Below are 15,672 nucleotides of genomic sequence, written 5' to 3' on the forward strand. Positions count from 1 at the left end.
AAATCCAACTACTCGACCCGCATCTCTCCACTGAACACCAACGTGTTCCGGCATCGGCGGCACAAATACCGCCGCCCCTGTCGCACCAGGCTGTGCCGCTGCGCCGAAAACGGAAAATCACTGCCGGCGCACGGGCACCTGTAGATATAGCGAGTCACGCTGCGACGCTTGACGTCATAGGTGTGGCAACGATTGGGCGGCAATTCATACACGCCGCGCATGATCAGTTGCCATTCCTCACCGTGGGGCTGAATACGATCGCCAAACAGCTGATGAGCAATCAGGTGTGCGACCTCATGGGCCACGGTCTGTTTGAGGAAGTCTTCGGTGTTTTCCCGGTACAACTGCGGATTGAAGCGCAGCAGGTTCTCGTGCAGATGCGCGACGCCGGCTTTCTGCCCGCGCAGCTTGAGGCTCACCACGGGGCGTTTGAAGGTTCGTTTGAAAAAGGATTCGGCTTGTTGGAAACAGTCTTCGACGCGGGTATTGAGTTGCTCGGGCATGCTTGATGGATCTCCAGAGACGTCGAGTATGCCGCAACCTTCGTGGCTTGCGAATCGCTCAGGTGCCGAGTGGTCGTTCCCCCCACGCATTAGAAGGCCGCCTTGCGGCGGCCTGAGTTGGCAGATCTTGTTTTTGGGTGGTGTGTTGCTAATTCGTATAGACCGGCCCCACGCCGAGTCCCCAGACAATCACCGTGAACGCCATAATGGCCACCAGCACCACCAGCCCTACGGCGAGCACCGAACTTGAAAACAGGAATCCCTCGTCTGATGGAATGTTCATGAAAGTGGGTAGCCCCACATACAGCAGGTACACGGTGTAGCAGATGGCTGCCGTTCCGACGATCATCCCCAGCCACATGTGTGGGTAAAGCGCCGCGAGGCCGCCAATGAACAGCGGGGTCGCGGTATAGGTCGCAAACGCAACGCAACGGGCCAGGCTCGGATTGGCGTCATAGGTGCGCGCCATCCAGTGGATGAACGCACCCATCACGGCAACGCCGCCGAGCATCGCCAGGTACGACATGATCGTCATCCATAGCGCGCTTTCTGTCGTCAACATCACCGGCGCTCGATTGCCGATGACCCAGCCGACCTGTGTGGTGCCGATAAACGCCGACACGGCGGGGATCGCCGCCAGAATCAGCGTGTGGGTCAGGTACATGTGGCTGATGCTTTCCTCTTGGTCGCCACGGATTTCTTTCCATTCCTGGTCGGGGTGGGTGAAGAGCCCCACTACGTGATGGATCATGCCAGTCACTCCTCTTGTTTTTACCGTCGCCCCCCAGCGGAGCGCCTACAGGCCAAAGTGGCCAAGTAAGTAAAGGTCTGGATATGTGTGCGACCTTATGTCGCAGTATAGAAAGGAGTTACTTGCAATAGTGCAGAGGCGTTAGAGCAAATCGCGCTGTAAACACAGCTGTTAATTGCCGCTGGGACTTGTACACCCTCCTGTGGCGAGGGAGCTTGCTCCCGCTCGGCTGCGCAGCAGTCGCAAAAACAGCCGACGCGGTATACCTGACACAACGAGGGTGGATGGTTTGGAGCCGCTGCGCGACCCGGCGGGAGCAAGCTCCCTCACCACAGAGGGGTATGCTGGGTTCAGGCTATTCGCCGAAAGCGGGTTTTTGCGTAAAATGCCGGCCTTTCGTCACACCTCACGGATTTCGCGTCATGGGCACTCTCACGGTCAACCAGAACAAACTGCAAAAGCGCCTTCGCCGTCAGGCCGGTGAGGCCGTTGCCGATTTCAACATGATTGAAGACGGCGACAAGGTCATGGTCTGCCTGTCCGGTGGCAAGGACAGCTACACCATGCTCGATGTGCTGATGCATTTGCAGAAGGTCGCGCCGATCAGGTTCGAGATCGTCGCCGTGAACATGGACCAGAAGCAGCCGGGTTTCCCTGAAGACGTGCTGCCGGCTTATCTCAAGACCCTGGGCATCGAATACCACATCGTCGAGAAAGACACTTACTCGGTGGTCAAGGAGCTGATCCCGGAAGGCAAGACCACCTGTTCGCTGTGCTCACGCCTGCGTCGTGGCACGCTCTACACCTTTGCCGATGAAATCGGCGCGACCAAAATGGCCCTCGGTCATCATCGCGACGACATCGTCGAGACGTTCTTCCTCAACATGTTCTTCAACGGCTCGCTCAAGGCCATGCCGCCGAAGCTGCGTGCCGACGACGGCCGCAACGTGGTGATCCGCCCGCTGGCCTACTGCAACGAAAAAGACATTCAGGCCTACTCGGACTTCAAGCAGTTCCCGATCATCCCGTGCAACCTCTGCGGTTCTCAGGAAAACCTGCAGCGTCAGGTGGTCAAGGAAATGCTGCAGGACTGGGAGCGCAAGACGCCGGGCCGTACCGAAAGCATATTCCGCAGCCTGCAGAATGTGATCCCGTCGCAACTGGCGGACCGCAACCTGTTCGACTTCACCAGCCTCAAGATCGATGAAACGGCGGCTTCGCGCTTCGTCAACGTTTTAAACCTCTAAACACAATCATTGTGGGAGCCAGCCTGCTGGCGAGAGCTGTGGGGCAGACGTTGACTGTCCCGCCGCCATCGCCAGCAGGCTGGCTCCCAAAAGTGGTCTATTTACTTACTCGTCAGGAGAGGGCATGCGCGATTACAAGTGGCTGCACGAATACTGTCTGAACCGCTTCGGTTCAGCAGCTGAACTGGAAGCCCATCTGCCCGTTCCCAAGACCGCGGCGCAATTGCGCAAGATCAGCGACGACCGCTACCTCTCGACCATGGCGCTGCGCGTGTTCCGCGCCGGGCTCAAGCACAGCCTGGTGGACGCCAAGTGGCCGGCCTTCGAAGACGTGTTCTTCAAGTTCGACCCGGAAAAAGTCGTGCTGATGAGCGCCGAACACCTTGAACGCCTGATGCAGGACGCGCGAATCATCCGCCACCTCGGCAAACTCAAGAGCGTGCCGCGCAATGCGCAGTTCGTGCTGGACGTGGCGCATGAGCAGGGCAGCTTTGGCGCGTTGATCGCTGATTGGCCGGTGATGGATATCGTCGGGTTGTGGACGTACCTGAAAAAACGCGGGCATCAACTGGGTGGGTTGTCGGCACCGCGGTTCTTGCGGATGGTCGGCAAGGACACGTTTGTGCCGAGCTACGATGTGGTGGCGGCGTTGAACGCGCAGAAGATCGTCGACAAGGTACCGACCAGCCTGCGGGACCTGGCGACGGTGCAGGGGGTGTTCAATCAGTGGCATGAGGAAAGCGGTGGGCGGCCGATGAGCCAGATTTCAATGATGCTGGCTTACACCGTCAATCATTGAGACCGAGTTGTTGCCATCGCCAGCAGGCTGGCGCCCACAGGGGACTTGTGTACGCCACAGATCCAATGTGAGAGCCCGCCTGCTGGCGATTGCTATCTGTCAGGCGGCGGAGGTCTCGCCTTCACCCGCCAACTTGCGGTTCAACTGAAACCGCCACCGCACATACAGCAGCGCCGAACAAAACACCGCCAGGCTCGCGCCCATCTCCAGCAAGCCGAACAGCTGTCGGTTCGGGTCATACGCGGCCAGTGCGCCCTTGATGAAATACAGGTTCACCACAAAGCACATCCACGAATGCCCACGCGCGCTGCCGATGATCATCCCCGGCGCCAGCAACAGCAGCGGCACCAGTTCGATCAGCAAAATCACCCACGGTCGCGCGCCATGCAGGTCAGCGACCATCAGGTAGTAGACGCAGAGCAATCCCACCAGACCGAAGTAGCACAGCAGACTGATGACGCGCATCGCCCGAACCCGTGGTTCGAGCCATTCAATGGAAGGCAGCACCTTCGGCTTTTTGGCCATGTCAGCCCACCAACTTTTGCGCAGTCTTCGCCAGCCGCAGACCCAAGGCCCGGCACAGCGCCACTTCATGTTCATTCAAACCGAGTTTGCCATCGGCGCCGGCGTGATGACTGGCGCCGTACGGCGTGCCGCCGCCACGGGTTTCCAGCAGCGCGGATTCGCTGTAAGGCAGGCCGGTGATCAGCATGCCGTGGTGCAACAACGGCAGCATCATCGACAACAGCGTGGTTTCCTGGCCGCCATGCAGGCTCGCGGTGGAGGTGAACACACCGGCCGGTTTGCCCACCAGGGCACCGGTCAGCCACAGGTTGCTGGTGCCGTCGAGGAAATACTTGAGCGGTGCAGCCATGTTGCCGAAACGCGTCGGACTGCCAAGGGCCAGGCCGGCGCAGTTTTTCAGGTCGTCGAGGCTGGCGTACAGTGCGCCTTCGTCCGGAATGTCCGGTGACACCGCTTCGCATTCGGTGGAGATTGCCGGCACGGTGCGCAGGCGCGCTTCCATCCCGGCCTGCTCGACACCACGGGCGATCTGCCGGGCCATTTCATTGGTCGAGCCGCTGCGGCTGTAATACAGAACCAGAATGTACGGCGCGCTCACGGCAGCAACTCCAGCACGTTCTCCGGCGGACGGCCGATGATGGCTTTGTCGCCGACTTCGAGAATCGGCCGCTCCATGAGTTTCGGGTGTGCAGCGATGGCGGCGATCAATTGCGCCTCGCTCAGGCTGGCGTCGGCGAGGTTGAGGGTTTTGTACTCGTCCTCACCGGTGCGCAGCAGTTGCCGGGCGTTGAGGCCGAGCTTTTTCAGCAGGCCCTGCAATTGCGCGGCGTCCAGCGGGGTCTCGAGGTAGCGGACCACGGTCGGGGTCAGGCCACGGGCTTCGAGCAGTTCGAGCGCACCGCGGGATTTCGAGCAGCGCGGGTTGTGATAAAGCGTCAGATCGGTCATGGGCGGGTCGCATCTTGCGTAAGGTGGCGGCTATTCTAACTGTGCAGCGCGTAATCCAGAACCTTGGGAGGCGATGGGTCGCAGGCGCATTCAATTTTGAACAAGGATCACGACATGACAAGGCGACTGGCAGCGGCACTGGCGATCTTCGGAACGCTGATACTGGGGGGCTGCGGCAACGACTATGGCATCGATCAGAACGGCCATAAAGTCGCCGCCGAACGTCTGGACAAACAATGGCTGGTGCTCAATTACTGGGCCGAATGGTGTGGTCCGTGCCGGACCGAGATCCCGGAACTGAACGGGCTGGCCGATCAGTTGAAGGACAGGAAGATCGGTGTGTTCGGGGTCAACTTCGACAATGTGCAGGGCGAAGAGCTGAAAACTGCCAGTGAGAAACTGGGGATCCGGTTCACTGTGTTGGCGTCGGATCCGGCGGAGCTGTTTGAATTGCCGCGCAGCGAGGCGTTGCCGGTGACGTACATCATCGATAACAAGGGCAAGGTGCGCGAACAGCTGATGGGCGAGCAGACGGCGGCGGGGGTGATGGCGAAGCTTGAGGCGTTGCAGGCGACCAACTGATTACGCAGGGCATTTGTGGGCAGGGGGCTTTTGTGGTGAGGGGATTTATCCCCGTTGGGTCGCGAAGGGCCCCAAAAAAGGGACTGCTGCGCAGTCCAACGGGGATAAATCCCCTCGCCACAAAAGCTCCTGCCACAGTAAATCACCTGGGTTCGGCAGAGGGGATTTACCCCTCTTCAAGCCACCAACGCAACGGCTTGCCTTCAGCCGGCCAGAAGCGCATCTGGTCGATTGGCGAAACATCCCAGCGCTGTACGTTTTCCAGGGCCTGGAGGAAGCGCTTTTCCTGTTCCATGAGCGCCGGCGCGCACAGTTTGCGAGTACTGCCGACCTTGCCGAAGCTCAGCTTGTCGCCGTCGAGCGTGTACGGTGCGAACCAGTGATTGCAGCCGCCATTGCCGTAGGCGCGACCGTCTTCACCGAGGGTGACGGTCAGGTGGCTGTAATCCATCAGCGGACGTTCGCCGATCCATTCCAGAATGTAGCTGCGATTCTGCTGCAATTGCACCGGTTCAGCGGCGCAGCCCAGCAGGCTGGCGCCGACCATCGCGGTCAGGGCAAGGCGTTTCATCACGCAGGCTCCTGGCATTTCGGGCACAGGTGTTTCTCGCCGACCGACTTCCAGCCCAACTCCGCAATCCGCGCAGTAGCGGCGGGTTTTTCGGCCTTGTTGCCCAGCTTGGCATCCACCGCGAACTCGAAGCTGAGCTCTTTGGCACAACTGTCGCAGTTGACTTTCCAGGTGTGGATCGCCAGTTCGCCGAACACCGGGCCACTGGCCACCGCGACCCATTGGCCGGGCGGGTTGATCAGGTGGCGAACCGTTTCGACGGTCAGGCGCATGGACAAGTCCCTGGCACCTTTGAGGGTCACGACCAGCACGTCATTGTTGCGTATCGAGCCGCCGTTGCCGGTGACTTGATAACGCCCCGGCACCAGGGCGCGGCATTCGGTGAGGGTGTGTTGCGGGTTCATCAGGCTATAGCGGAAATCGTGTTCGACCATGGGTCCTCCAAATATGCGCGGCATGCTAGCACGGACATCGACGCCGCACCGCGCAGGGAAGTGACCTTCGATCCGGTTCAGCCAGCCTCGACCTGATTTTGCAGATTGCCTGCCGCCCAGGCTGCAATGTTCTGCAACGTTGTCGCGGCAATGGCGCCCAGGGCTTCATGGGTCAGGAAGGCCTGGTGTGCGGTGACGATCACATTCGGGAAGGTCAGCAGGCGTGCCAGCACATCATCCTGCAACGGCAAATCGGATCGGTCCTCGAAGAACAGCTGCGCTTCCTCCTCATACACGTCCAGCCCCAGATAACCGAGTTGACCATCCTTCAACGCGTCGATCAGCGCCGGCGTGTCCACCAGACCGCCACGCCCGGTGTTGATCAACATGGCACCGGGTTGCATGTGCGCCAGTGATTCGCGGTTGATCAGGTGTTTGCTCTGTGCGTTGAGCGGGCAATGCAGGCTGATGATCTGCGACTCGGCCAGCAGCTGCGGCAAGCTCAGATAACGTGCGCCGAGGGCTTCGACCTGCGGATTGGGGTAAGGGTCGTAAGCCAGTAGCTCACAGCCGAAACCGTTCATGATTTTCGCGAAGGTCGCGCCGATCTGCCCCGTGCCGACTACGCCGACCGTCTTGCCCACCAGGTCAAACCCGGTCAGCCCATGGAGGCTGAAATCCCCTTCGCGAGTTCGGTTGTAGGCGCGATGCAGGCGCCGGTTGAGCGCCAGGATCAACGCCACCGCATGCTCGGCCACGGCATGGGGCGAGTAGGCCGGAACCCGCACGACCGACAACCCCAGACGCTTCGCTACCGCAAGGTCGACATGGTTGTACCCGGCCGAACGCAGGGCGATCAGGCGTGTGCCGCCGGCCGCAAGACGTTCGAGCACCGGCGCACTGAGGTCATCATTGATGAAAGCGCAGACCACCTCGTGATGTTCCGCCAGCGCCGCCGTGTCCAGGCTCAGTCGCGCGGATTGAAAGTGCAGCTCGATGCCGGCGGGGAGGTCGGCGTCGAGAAAACTGTCGCGGTCGTAGGTCTGGCTGCTGAAAAGAATCGTACGCATATTTTTCTCCTTGTCCCGATCCTGTGGGAGCCTGGCGCAGTGGTGTCCGGCCTCCTTGCGCTGCGTCAAGCATTTATACGGGCATGAGCCGCCAGGCGATTGATGGCGCGGTCGAGGTCTTCCAGTGCGCCGGGCGCTTTCGGGTCTTGTTGCTTGAGCAGGGTTTCGCTGCGCTGGCAGGCCGCGCGCAGTTGCGGCACGCCGCAATAACGGGTCGCCCCATGCAGGCGATGCACCCGTTCGATCAGGGCATTGTGGTCGTTGATCTCGCGGGCCACGCGGATCGCTTCGCGGTCGGCTTCCAGGGACGCCAGCAACATCGCCAGCATGTCCGCTGCCAGATCCGCCTTGCCGGCAGCCAGGCGCAACCCTTCTTCGTGATCCAGCACCTGCAACTCGTGGCTGCCGCCATGGCTGTCGCTGGAACGATCCGGCCCTTGATTGCGCAGCGCCAGGCCGGTCCACTTCAACACCACCTGCGCCAGTTGCCGTTCGCTGATCGGCTTGGTCAGGTAATCGTCCATGCCGCTTTGCAGCAGCGCGCGTTTTTCGTTGGCCATGGCGTGGGCGGTGAGGGCCACGATCGGCAATGGCGTGCAATGCCGTTCGCTTTCCCACTGGCGAATGGTTTCGGTGCTCTGGCGCCCGTCCATGCCGGGCATCTGCACGTCCATCAACACCAGATCGAACGTCTCGGTCTGCACCGCTTTGACTGCGGCGTAACCGCTTTCCACTGCGAGAACCTTGGCGCCCAGGTCTTCAAGCAGGGTTTGCACCAGCAACAGATTGGCCGGGTTGTCGTCCACACACAGCACCTTCGGCGCACGGCTGGACACCGGTTCGCCGGGGTCGCTGCGTTGCTGGCGCGGATTGACCAGATCGGACAAGGCCCGGCGCAGCTTGCGGGTGCAGGCCGGTTTGGCTTGAAGCTGGCTGTGCGGGTTGGGCACCGAAAGGTGAAACAGCGTCTGCTCGGTGGTCGGGCACAACACCAGCACCTTGCAGCCGAGGTGTTCGAGGTCCCAGATGTGCTGGTTCAGGCGTTCCGGCGGCATGTCGTTGCTGGTGATGCCGAGCACGGCGAGATCGATCGCCTGATCGGTCTGGTGCGCGCCGGTCACGCCATTGGTCAGGCTTTCCAGGGTGTTGAACGGCGTCACTTCCAGGCCACAGTCTTCCAGTTGATGCTGCAACGCCTGGCGCGCCAGTTCGTGGTTCTCCAGCACGGCCACGCGACGCCCGAGCAGCGGCGGACCGGGCAGGTCTTCGGCATCGTCACGGGTTTTCGGCAGGCTCAGGCTGATCCAGAATTCGGAGCCTTCGCCCGGTGTGCTGTCGACGCCGATCTCGCCGCCCATCTGTTCGATCAAACGCTTGGAAATCACCAATCCCAAACCGGTGCCGCCGGGTTGCCGGGACAGCGAGTTGTCGGCCTGGCTGAAAGCCTGGAACAGCGCCCGCACGTCCTCGTTCGACAGGCCGATGCCGGTGTCCTGAATGCTGATGCGCAGCTGCACGCTGTCTTCGTGTTCTTCTTCGAGCATGGCGCGGGCGACGATCGTGCCCTCGCGGGTGAACTTGATTGCGTTGCTCACCAGGTTGGTGAGGATCTGCTTGAGTCGCAGCGGATCGCCGACCAGCGACAGCGGCGTGTCGCGATACACCAGGCTCACCAGCTCCAGCTGTTTGGCGTGGGCGGCCGGGGCGAGGATGGTCAGGGTGTCCTGGAGCAAATCGCGCAGGTTGAACGGAATATGGTCGAGCACCAGCTTGCCGGCCTCGATTTTCGAGAAGTCGAGGATCTCGTTGATGATCCCCAGCAGGCTGTCGGCGGATTTCTCGATGGTGCCCAGGTAATCGAGCTGGCGCGGGGTCAGCTCGCTTTTTTGCAGCAGGTGGGTGAAACCGAGAATGCCGTTGAGCGGCGTGCGGATTTCATGGCTCATGTTGGCCAGGAACTCGGATTTGATCCGGCTCGCTTCCAGGGCCTCTTTACGCGCCAGGTCCAGCTCGATGTTCTGGATTTCGATGGTTTCCAGATTCTGGCGCACGTCTTCGGTGGCCTGGTCGATGCTGTGCTGCAATTCTTCCTGGGCGTTTTGCAGGGTGCCGGCCATGCGGTTGATGCCGGACGCGAGCTCATCCAGCTCCTGACTGCCGAGGGGCGGCAGGCGGGTTTCCAGATGGCCGTCCTTGAGTTGCGCCACCGCTTGCTTGATCTGGCTCAGCGGCCGGTTGATGGTCCGGCCCATACGCAACGCCAGCAGCGCCGCACCGGCGAGGCCCGCTCCGATCAATAAAAGGCTGGCGAACAGGCTGCGATAACCGCGCAGCAGCATGCCGTTGTGGGACAGTTCGAGTTCGACCCAGCCCAGCAGGCGGTCGGCTTCCTCGGGAATCAGGTCGCCGGCCAGATTGCGATGCTTGCCGAACACTGGCAGCAGGTAACGCGTCGCATCATTGCCACTGCGGCGCAGCATCTGCGAGCCATTGCCCAATGGCGCCTGATTGAGCATGGTCGGACCGGCATGGGCGAGCAGCGTACGGTCCGGGGCGAGGAACGTCACCGCGCGCACGTCTGCGGTTTCCAGGGATTGCGTGGCGATGCGTTCCAGCAGTTCGGTGTCCTTGTGACCCATGGCCGGGGCCACGAGAGGCGCGAGCTGCTCGGCGATCATTTCGCCACGCTGCATGAGTTGGGTCTGCAGGTCGGACTGCTGCATCCAGGTGAAATAACCGCCCAGCACCAGGGCCATCAGGCTGGTCGGAAGCAAGGTCAGCAACAGCACGCGGCCTTTAATTCCCAGTTTCTTGAGCACGCCTTTCTCCTGCATCCAGCCATTTAGGACCTGCGCGTACATCCGGCACGCGCCACTTGCGCAGTGTAGCGATTTGCTTGCGGGCAATCTTCGTAAAATTGATGACGTCATTCGTCGGGCCGTTCAATGCTTTGGTGTCGCGGGAAAACCTTGGGTTGCCCCCGGCGAGGCAATCTTGAATAATCGTCAACTGAGAATTATTTGCAGATACTCATGACTCCCATTTCTGTCGTCCATCCCCGCATTCTTTCCATCGAAGACGACCTGGTGCTCGGTGCCTATGTTCACGAGCAGCTGGGCCGCAGCGGTTTTCAGGTGACCTGGTGCCAGAACGGGCAGGAGGGGCTGGCGATGGCTCGTAAACAAGCCTTCGATGTGGTGTTGATGGACATTCTGCTCCCGGGCATGAACGGACTGAACGTGCTGACCCAATTGCGCCAGAGCCATTCCACCCCGGTGGTGCTGATGTCGGCGCTGGGGGCCGAGGCGGATCGCATCAGCGGTTTCCGCCTCGGCGCCGATGACTACTTGCCCAAGCCCTTCAGCATGGCCGAATTGCGCGTGCGTATCGAAGCGATCCTGCGCCGCGTCGCACTGGATCGTCGCCCCGCGCCCGCGCCTGTTGCCCTGGCGGCAGACAGCCTGCGTTTCGACGATGAATGTTCCGAGGTGTTCTATGGCGAACACGCCGCCGGCCTGACCCGCAGCGAGTACCGCTTGCTGGACACGCTCAACCGCAACGGCGATGAAGTGTTGAGCAAGGCCTTCCTTTATCAACACGTGCTGCAACGGGGCTATGCGGCCCACGACCGCAGCCTCGACATGCACGTCAGCCAGATCCGCAGAAAGCTCAAGGCCATCGGCTACACCGAGCGGGAAGTGCGCACGGTCTGGGGCAAGGGGTATGTCTTGAGTGCCGCCGATGAAATGGTCTGACCTGCCGGGCCGGCATTCGCTGTTCTGGAAACTCGCCTGTCTGCTGGTGGCGTTCTGTCTGCTGATGATCTGGTTGAGCTGGTCCTGGGGCCGCTACATGGAAGAGCGCAACCAGTTTTTGTCGGACGAAGCCCGACGCACACTGGCGCGTTATGCCGCCGAAGCCGAGCAGGCGTGGCAACAGGGGCAGAGTGCCGGTGTCGATGCCTGGCTACAGGAAATGCGCCAGCGTGAAGCGGGTTGGGCGGGCGTTATCGGTGGTGATTTACAGTCATTGAGCAGCCAGCCGCTGACGGGCCCGGAAATCCAGCACCTGACCTTCCTGCGCGGTCTCGATTGGCCTATTCACAAAAAACGCTTGCCATGGTTGCGCGTACCGTTTCCCGGCGACTCGTCGGCCGGCAGCCTGGTGATCGAATTGCCCCAGCGTTTCATGCCTGGGCGTTACCGAGTGTTCTGGCGCGTGATCACCAACGGCGTGATTCCCGGGCTGTTCACCTTGTTGCTGTGTGTCGGGTTGTATCGATTGCTGGTGGTTCCGCTCAATCAACTGCGCGAGCAGGCCAATGCCTGGCGTGCCGATCAACTGGGCGTGCGTCTGTCACATCGCACCACCAATCGTTCAGATGAACTGGGTGAGCTGGGCCGCGCGTTCGATCACATGTCCGAACGCCTGCAAAGTACGGTGGCCCTGCAACAACAGTTGCTGCGTGACCTGTCCCATGAGTTGCGCACGCCGTTGAGCCGTTTGCGGGTGGCCAGCGAGGGTGAGCAAAGCCTGACGCAACTGCGCGAACGCATTGGCCGCGAAGTCGATGGCATGCAGCGTCTGGTCGAGGACACGCTGCAACTGGCCTGGCTCGACACCGAGCGCTCACCGCTACCCGACGAAGCGATCCAGATTCAGGCGCTGTGGGAAATGCTCACGGAAAACGCCTGCTATGAAAGTTGTTGCCCGTTGGGCCAGTTGCAGTGTGCGGTGGATTCCTCCTGCTGGGTGCGCGGCAATCTCAATACCCTGGCGCAAGCCTTGGAAAACATCCTGCGCAATGCCATTCGTCATTCTCCCAAAGGCGGCGTTGTGCGTTTGGATGGGCGGCGCGAGGGGGATCACTGGCACCTGTGGCTCGAGGACGAGGGGGGCGGGGTGGCGGAAGAGGATCTGGAGCGGATTTTCTCGCCCTTCACCCGGCTCGATGGGTCGCGGCCCGGGAATGGTGGGTTCGGGTTGGGGTTGAGCATTGCCAGGAATGCAGTGCAGCGGCAGGGCGGGCGGCTTTGGGCTGAGAACGCGGGTTCCGGGTTGCGGTTGAATATGTGGCTATTGGCCGATGATGGGTTTGTCAGTGATGACGCCATCGCGGGCAAGCCCGCTCCCGCAGTGGATGTGGGGCGGCCACACATTGTGTGAGTAGCGCTATTCCTGTGGGAGTTAGCCTGCTTGCGAAGAACCCGCCAGCCACCGCCGATATTTTAAAAGTCTCACCACTGGTGCAATGCTGTTCACTTAAGCGCGCTCTTGGATCGTGCATACCTTTGTGGCGAGCGAGCTTGCTCGCGCTGGGCTGCATAGCGGCCCCAAAAATCTGACAACTATTGCCGAGTTTTGTGAGTGCTATGCACTCAAGCGGGAGCAAGCTCCCTCGCCACAAGTTTCCTTTGATTCAAGACACTCTTAAGTGAACAACATTGCACCACTGGTGAGGCAATTGCCTTGGACTCATAACATGATTGTCCTAAGCCAGAGTGAACACCCGGAAGAACGCGAGTTCTACCTGCGCATGGCAGTACAGGAGAAATGGTCGAAGCGCGAGCTTGAGCGACAGTTCAAGGCTGCCCTGATTGAGCGAAGCGTCACCCAACCGGCAAAAGTCTCCGCCGTACTGAAACAAACCCACCCCTTGGCACTTGAGATATTCCGCGACACTACATGTCCGGTACCCATGCCGAAACCGATCTGCATCAGGACTTGCCGGCACGCCTCAAGGAATTTCTGATCGAGCTTGGCCGCGAATGTTGCGCAGGCAGCCCAGTACTGAGCCAGCCGCTTATTCCCATAAGCCATAAGCACCGCACTTTGCGTGATATGGCCTTCCAACGTTTGCCGGTATGATAGGCGCCCCCGCAGTCTGGATTGCGAATACGCCATGACCTTGCAGTACCCAACCATCGCCGATTGCGTCGGCAACACTCCGCTGGTCCGTTTGCAGCGCTTGCCCGGTGCCACCAGCAATACCCTTTTGCTCAAGCTCGAAGGGAACAACCCGGCGGGTTCGGTCAAGGACCGTCCGGCGCTGTCGATGATCACCCGCGCCGAGTTGCGCGGGCAGATCCACGTCGGCGATACGCTGATCGAAGCGACCTCGGGCAACACCGGGATCGCCCTGGCCATGGCCGCCGCGATCAAGGGTTACAAGATGATCCTGATCATGCCGGACAACTCCAGCGCCGAGCGCAAGGCCGCGATGACGGCCTATGGCGCCGAGCTGATTCTGGTGACCCAGGAAGAAGGCATGGAAGGCGCTCGCGACCTCGCTCAGCGAATGGAAGCCGAAGGCCGTGGCAAGGTGCTGGACCAGTTCGCCAACGGGGACAACCCGGAAGCGCACTACACCACCACCGGCCCGGAAATCTGGCGCCAGACCGAGGGCACCATCACTCACTTTGTCAGTTCGATGGGCACCACCGGCACCATCATGGGCGTGTCGCGCTACTTGAAAGAGCAGAGTGACAGCGTGCAGATCGTCGGTCTGCAACCGATGGAAGGCTCGGCGATTCCGGGCATCCGTCGCTGGCCGCAGGAATACCTGCCGAAGATCTACCAGGCCGATCGCGTGGACCGCATCGTCGACATGGCGCAAAGCGAAGCCGAGGACGTGACCCGTCGCCTGGCCCGCGAAGAAGGCATCTTCTGCGGCGTGTCCTCGGGCGGTGCCGTGGCAGCCATGCTGCGCCTGTCCAAAGAAGTTGAAAACGCGGTGATCGTCGCGATCATCTGCGACCGTGGCGACCGTTACTTGTCGACCGGCATTTTCGACGCGCCCAACTGATGGCCAAGCACGAGAGAGGCCTGCGCTTCCAGCCCACCGGCGGCAGCAAGGCCCCGCAAATTCCGACCGGCAAAAAGCAGCGCCTGACCATCGAGCGCCTGGCAAATGACGGTCGCGGCATCGCGTTTTTCGAAGGTCGTACCTGGTTCGTTCTCGGCGCATTGGCCGGTGAAGAAGTCGAGGCGCGCGTGTTGGGGGCCCACGGCAAAGTGGTCGAGGCACGCACCGAGCGCGTTTTCCAGGCCAGCGAAATGCGTCGCCCGGCGCCGTGTCCGCATGCCGGTCGCTGTGGTGGCTGCAGTGTTCAGCATCTGCCTCATACCGAACAACTCGCCCTGAAACAGCGCATGCTTGCCGAGCAATTGTCCAAGGTCGCTGGTGTCGAACCTGAAGAGTGGGCAGCGCCGTTGAGCGGTCCGGAGTTCGCTTACCGCCGTCGCGCCCGTGTAGCGGTGCGCTGGGACATGAAAGCGAAAAAGCTCGAAGTCGGTTTCCGCGCGGCGGGCAGCCAGGACATCGTTGCAATCAACGAATGCCCGGTGCTGGTACAGCCCTTGCAACCGATCATGACCCGCTTGCCCGAGATGTTGCGGCGCTTGAGCAAACCTCAGGCGCTGGGGCATGTGGAATTGTTCAGTGGTTCGTCCTTGGCAGTGTTGCTGCGACACATGGCGCCGTTGTCCGACGCCGATATGACGATCCTCAAGGAATTCTGCGCGTTTCATGAAGCTCAATTGTGGCTGCATGGCGAAGGTGAACCGCAACCGGTCGAGGCCGATCAGTCGTTGGGCTATCGCCTTGAACAGTGGGATTTGAACCTGGCGTACCGGCCGGGAGATTTCATTCAGGTCAACGCGGCGGTCAATGAAGCCATGGTCGCCCAGGCGCTGGACTGGCTGAAGCCGACAGCGGATGAACGCGTTCTCGATCTATTCTGTGGGTTGGGCAACTTTGCCTTGCCGCTGGCCAAAGCCGTTCGCGAAGTGGTGGCGGTCGAAGGTGTGCAGGCTATGGTCGAGCGGGCAGCTGCAAACGCCGCTAGCAACAATCTGCATAATGCGACGTTTTTTCAGGCCGATTTATCCCAGCCTGTGACCGATGCCGAATGGGCGCGGGAAGGCTTTTGTGCGGTACTCTTGGACCCACCGCGTGACGGTGCTTTCGAGGTGGTGCGCAAGCTCAAGGCCCTGGGCGCCGAACGATTGGTGTATGTGTCGTGCAACCCTGCAACTCTGGCGCGCGACACGGTCGAATTGATCAAGCAGGGCTACCGGTTAAAACGTGCCGGGATTCTCGATATGTTTCCTCAGACGGCACATGTCGAGGCCATGGCGTTATTTGAAGCGAGCTAGGACGGCTCGTCTGGTCCGACTGACCCGCCCGTGCAGCACTCGTCCTGGCCCCGCGAGTGCATCCCCGGCAACGAAGGTCAGCGAT

Annotated in this window: 16 protein-coding genes and 1 pseudogene; 8 read left to right on the forward strand and 9 right to left on the reverse strand. The window is 60.9% G+C overall.

The features are described from left to right. Positions 1 to 8 precede the first annotated feature (8 nt). Both ACM6IQ_RS13880 and ACM6IQ_RS13885 read right to left on the reverse strand, forming a co-directional pair. On the reverse strand, positions 9 to 503 hold the full coding sequence (locus tag ACM6IQ_RS13880; RefSeq protein ID WP_017340185.1) for a SprT family zinc-dependent metalloprotease: 495 nt from the start codon (positions 501 to 503) through the stop codon (positions 9 to 11). Positions 504 to 651: 148 nt separating this feature from the next. Next, positions 652 to 1,254 carry a Yip1 family protein gene (locus ACM6IQ_RS13885; protein ID WP_017340184.1) on the reverse strand — a complete coding sequence of 201 codons (603 nt, stop codon included), beginning with the start codon at positions 1,252 to 1,254 and terminating at the stop codon, positions 652 to 654. Between the two features lie 422 nt (positions 1,255 to 1,676). Here ACM6IQ_RS13885 and ttcA point away from each other — a divergent pair, with 422 nt between their 5' ends. Further along, positions 1,677 to 2,501, forward strand: coding sequence for a tRNA 2-thiocytidine(32) synthetase TtcA (gene ttcA / locus ACM6IQ_RS13890; RefSeq protein ID WP_414879081.1), 825 nt, complete (start codon positions 1,677 to 1,679; stop codon positions 2,499 to 2,501). A gap of 124 nt (positions 2,502 to 2,625) precedes the next feature. After that, positions 2,626 to 3,300: a DNA-3-methyladenine glycosylase I gene (locus ACM6IQ_RS13895; protein ID WP_017340182.1), complete on the forward strand. Its 675-nt coding sequence runs from the start codon at positions 2,626 to 2,628 to the stop codon at positions 3,298 to 3,300. A gap of 99 nt (positions 3,301 to 3,399) precedes the next feature. On the opposite strand, the gene ACM6IQ_RS13900 is transcribed toward ACM6IQ_RS13895, so the two are convergent. Genes ACM6IQ_RS13900 through arsC form a run of 3 tightly spaced genes read right to left on the reverse strand, consistent with a single transcriptional unit; the run spans position 3,400 to position 4,773 of the window. Continuing rightward, the gene (locus ACM6IQ_RS13900) at positions 3,400 to 3,825 is read right to left on the reverse strand and encodes a DUF2069 domain-containing protein (RefSeq protein ID WP_017340181.1); all 426 of its coding nucleotides are present in this window, start codon (positions 3,823 to 3,825) and stop codon (positions 3,400 to 3,402) included. A 1-nt stretch (position 3,826) separates the two neighbouring features. After that, complete coding sequence (gene wrbA, locus ACM6IQ_RS13905; protein ID WP_017340180.1) at positions 3,827 to 4,423, reverse strand: NAD(P)H:quinone oxidoreductase; 597 nt, start codon at positions 4,421 to 4,423, stop codon at positions 3,827 to 3,829. Beyond that, positions 4,420 to 4,773, reverse strand: coding sequence for an arsenate reductase (glutaredoxin) (arsC, locus tag ACM6IQ_RS13910; RefSeq protein WP_414879082.1), 354 nt, complete (start codon positions 4,771 to 4,773; stop codon positions 4,420 to 4,422). The genes wrbA and arsC overlap by 4 nt, the downstream gene beginning before the upstream one ends. Before the next feature lie 114 nt (positions 4,774 to 4,887). Here arsC and ACM6IQ_RS13915 point away from each other — a divergent pair, with 114 nt between their 5' ends. After that, positions 4,888 to 5,355 (forward strand): TlpA disulfide reductase family protein, encoded by a 468-nt coding sequence (locus ACM6IQ_RS13915; protein WP_017340178.1) that lies wholly within the window; start codon positions 4,888 to 4,890, stop codon positions 5,353 to 5,355. 166 nt (positions 5,356 to 5,521) lie between these two features. Here ACM6IQ_RS13915 and ACM6IQ_RS13920 read toward each other — a convergent pair whose 3' ends face one another. The 4 genes from ACM6IQ_RS13920 to ACM6IQ_RS13935 all read right to left on the reverse strand — a co-directional run bounded on the left by ACM6IQ_RS13920 (position 5,522) and on the right by ACM6IQ_RS13935 (position 10,249). Continuing rightward, positions 5,522 to 5,926 carry an META domain-containing protein gene (locus ACM6IQ_RS13920; protein WP_017340177.1) on the reverse strand — a complete coding sequence of 135 codons (405 nt, stop codon included), beginning with the start codon at positions 5,924 to 5,926 and terminating at the stop codon, positions 5,522 to 5,524. Next, on the reverse strand, positions 5,926 to 6,360 hold the full coding sequence (locus ACM6IQ_RS13925) for a hypothetical protein (RefSeq protein ID WP_414879083.1): 435 nt from the start codon (positions 6,358 to 6,360) through the stop codon (positions 5,926 to 5,928). Before ACM6IQ_RS13925 ends, ACM6IQ_RS13920 begins: the two co-directional genes overlap by 1 nt. Positions 6,361 to 6,437: 77 nt before the next feature. Next, positions 6,438 to 7,430, reverse strand: a complete 993-nt coding sequence (locus ACM6IQ_RS13930; protein WP_017340175.1) for a 2-hydroxyacid dehydrogenase — start codon at positions 7,428 to 7,430, stop codon at positions 6,438 to 6,440. A gap of 65 nt (positions 7,431 to 7,495) precedes the next feature. Next, positions 7,496 to 10,249 (reverse strand): response regulator, encoded by a 2,754-nt coding sequence (locus ACM6IQ_RS13935; RefSeq protein WP_414879084.1) that lies wholly within the window; start codon positions 10,247 to 10,249, stop codon positions 7,496 to 7,498. A gap of 213 nt (positions 10,250 to 10,462) precedes the next feature. Between ACM6IQ_RS13935 and ACM6IQ_RS13940 the strand changes: the two genes are divergently transcribed. The 5 genes and pseudogenes from ACM6IQ_RS13940 to rlmD all read left to right on the forward strand — a co-directional run bounded on the left by ACM6IQ_RS13940 (position 10,463) and on the right by rlmD (position 15,587). Next, on the forward strand, positions 10,463 to 11,185 hold the full coding sequence (locus tag ACM6IQ_RS13940) for a response regulator transcription factor (RefSeq protein ID WP_017340173.1): 723 nt from the start codon (positions 10,463 to 10,465) through the stop codon (positions 11,183 to 11,185). After that, positions 11,172 to 12,596: a histidine kinase sensor domain-containing protein gene (locus ACM6IQ_RS13945; protein WP_414879085.1), complete on the forward strand. Its 1,425-nt coding sequence runs from the start codon at positions 11,172 to 11,174 to the stop codon at positions 12,594 to 12,596. The genes ACM6IQ_RS13940 and ACM6IQ_RS13945 overlap by 14 nt, the downstream gene beginning before the upstream one ends. 277 nt (positions 12,597 to 12,873) lie before the next feature. Continuing rightward, positions 12,874 to 13,205: pseudogene (locus ACM6IQ_RS13950) on the forward strand (DUF1016 N-terminal domain-containing protein); the annotation flags it as partial. Between the two features lie 127 nt (positions 13,206 to 13,332). Beyond that, positions 13,333 to 14,235 (forward strand): cysteine synthase CysM, encoded by a 903-nt coding sequence (gene cysM / locus ACM6IQ_RS13955; RefSeq protein WP_017340171.1) that lies wholly within the window; start codon positions 13,333 to 13,335, stop codon positions 14,233 to 14,235. After that, a complete protein-coding gene (gene rlmD / locus ACM6IQ_RS13960; protein ID WP_414879086.1) occupies positions 14,235 to 15,587 on the forward strand; it encodes a 23S rRNA (uracil(1939)-C(5))-methyltransferase RlmD in 1,353 nt (450 codons plus the stop codon). The genes cysM and rlmD overlap by 1 nt, the downstream gene beginning before the upstream one ends. The last annotated feature ends 85 nt before the right edge of the window (positions 15,588 to 15,672 follow it).

Source organism: Pseudomonas sp. IT-P100, assembly GCF_949767185.1.
GTDB classification, from domain to species: domain Bacteria; phylum Pseudomonadota; class Gammaproteobacteria; order Pseudomonadales; family Pseudomonadaceae; genus Aquipseudomonas; species Aquipseudomonas fluorescens_B.

Excerpts from the sequence above, each read along its gene's own strand:
- ACM6IQ_RS13880 (WP_017340185.1), bottom strand. The coding sequence starts at position 503 with ATGCCCGAGCAACTCAATACCCGCGTCGAAGACTGTTTCCAACAAGCC.
- ACM6IQ_RS13885 (WP_017340184.1), bottom strand. The coding sequence starts at position 1,254 with ATGATCCATCACGTAGTGGGGCTCTTCACCCACCCCGACCAGGAATGG.
- ttcA (WP_414879081.1), top strand. The coding sequence starts at position 1,677 with ATGGGCACTCTCACGGTCAACCAGAACAAACTGCAAAAGCGCCTTCGC.
- ACM6IQ_RS13895 (WP_017340182.1), top strand. The coding sequence starts at position 2,626 with ATGCGCGATTACAAGTGGCTGCACGAATACTGTCTGAACCGCTTCGGT.
- ACM6IQ_RS13900 (WP_017340181.1), bottom strand. The coding sequence starts at position 3,825 with ATGGCCAAAAAGCCGAAGGTGCTGCCTTCCATTGAATGGCTCGAACCA.
- arsC (WP_414879082.1), bottom strand. The coding sequence starts at position 4,773 with ATGACCGATCTGACGCTTTATCACAACCCGCGCTGCTCGAAATCCCGC.
- ACM6IQ_RS13915 (WP_017340178.1), top strand. The coding sequence starts at position 4,888 with ATGACAAGGCGACTGGCAGCGGCACTGGCGATCTTCGGAACGCTGATA.
- ACM6IQ_RS13920 (WP_017340177.1), bottom strand. The coding sequence starts at position 5,926 with ATGAAACGCCTTGCCCTGACCGCGATGGTCGGCGCCAGCCTGCTGGGC.
- ACM6IQ_RS13925 (WP_414879083.1), bottom strand. The coding sequence starts at position 6,360 with ATGGTCGAACACGATTTCCGCTATAGCCTGATGAACCCGCAACACACC.
- ACM6IQ_RS13930 (WP_017340175.1), bottom strand. The coding sequence starts at position 7,430 with ATGCGTACGATTCTTTTCAGCAGCCAGACCTACGACCGCGACAGTTTT.
- ACM6IQ_RS13940 (WP_017340173.1), top strand. The coding sequence starts at position 10,463 with ATGACTCCCATTTCTGTCGTCCATCCCCGCATTCTTTCCATCGAAGAC.
- ACM6IQ_RS13945 (WP_414879085.1), top strand. The coding sequence starts at position 11,172 with ATGAAATGGTCTGACCTGCCGGGCCGGCATTCGCTGTTCTGGAAACTC.
- cysM (WP_017340171.1), top strand. The coding sequence starts at position 13,333 with ATGACCTTGCAGTACCCAACCATCGCCGATTGCGTCGGCAACACTCCG.
- rlmD (WP_414879086.1), top strand. The coding sequence starts at position 14,235 with ATGGCCAAGCACGAGAGAGGCCTGCGCTTCCAGCCCACCGGCGGCAGC.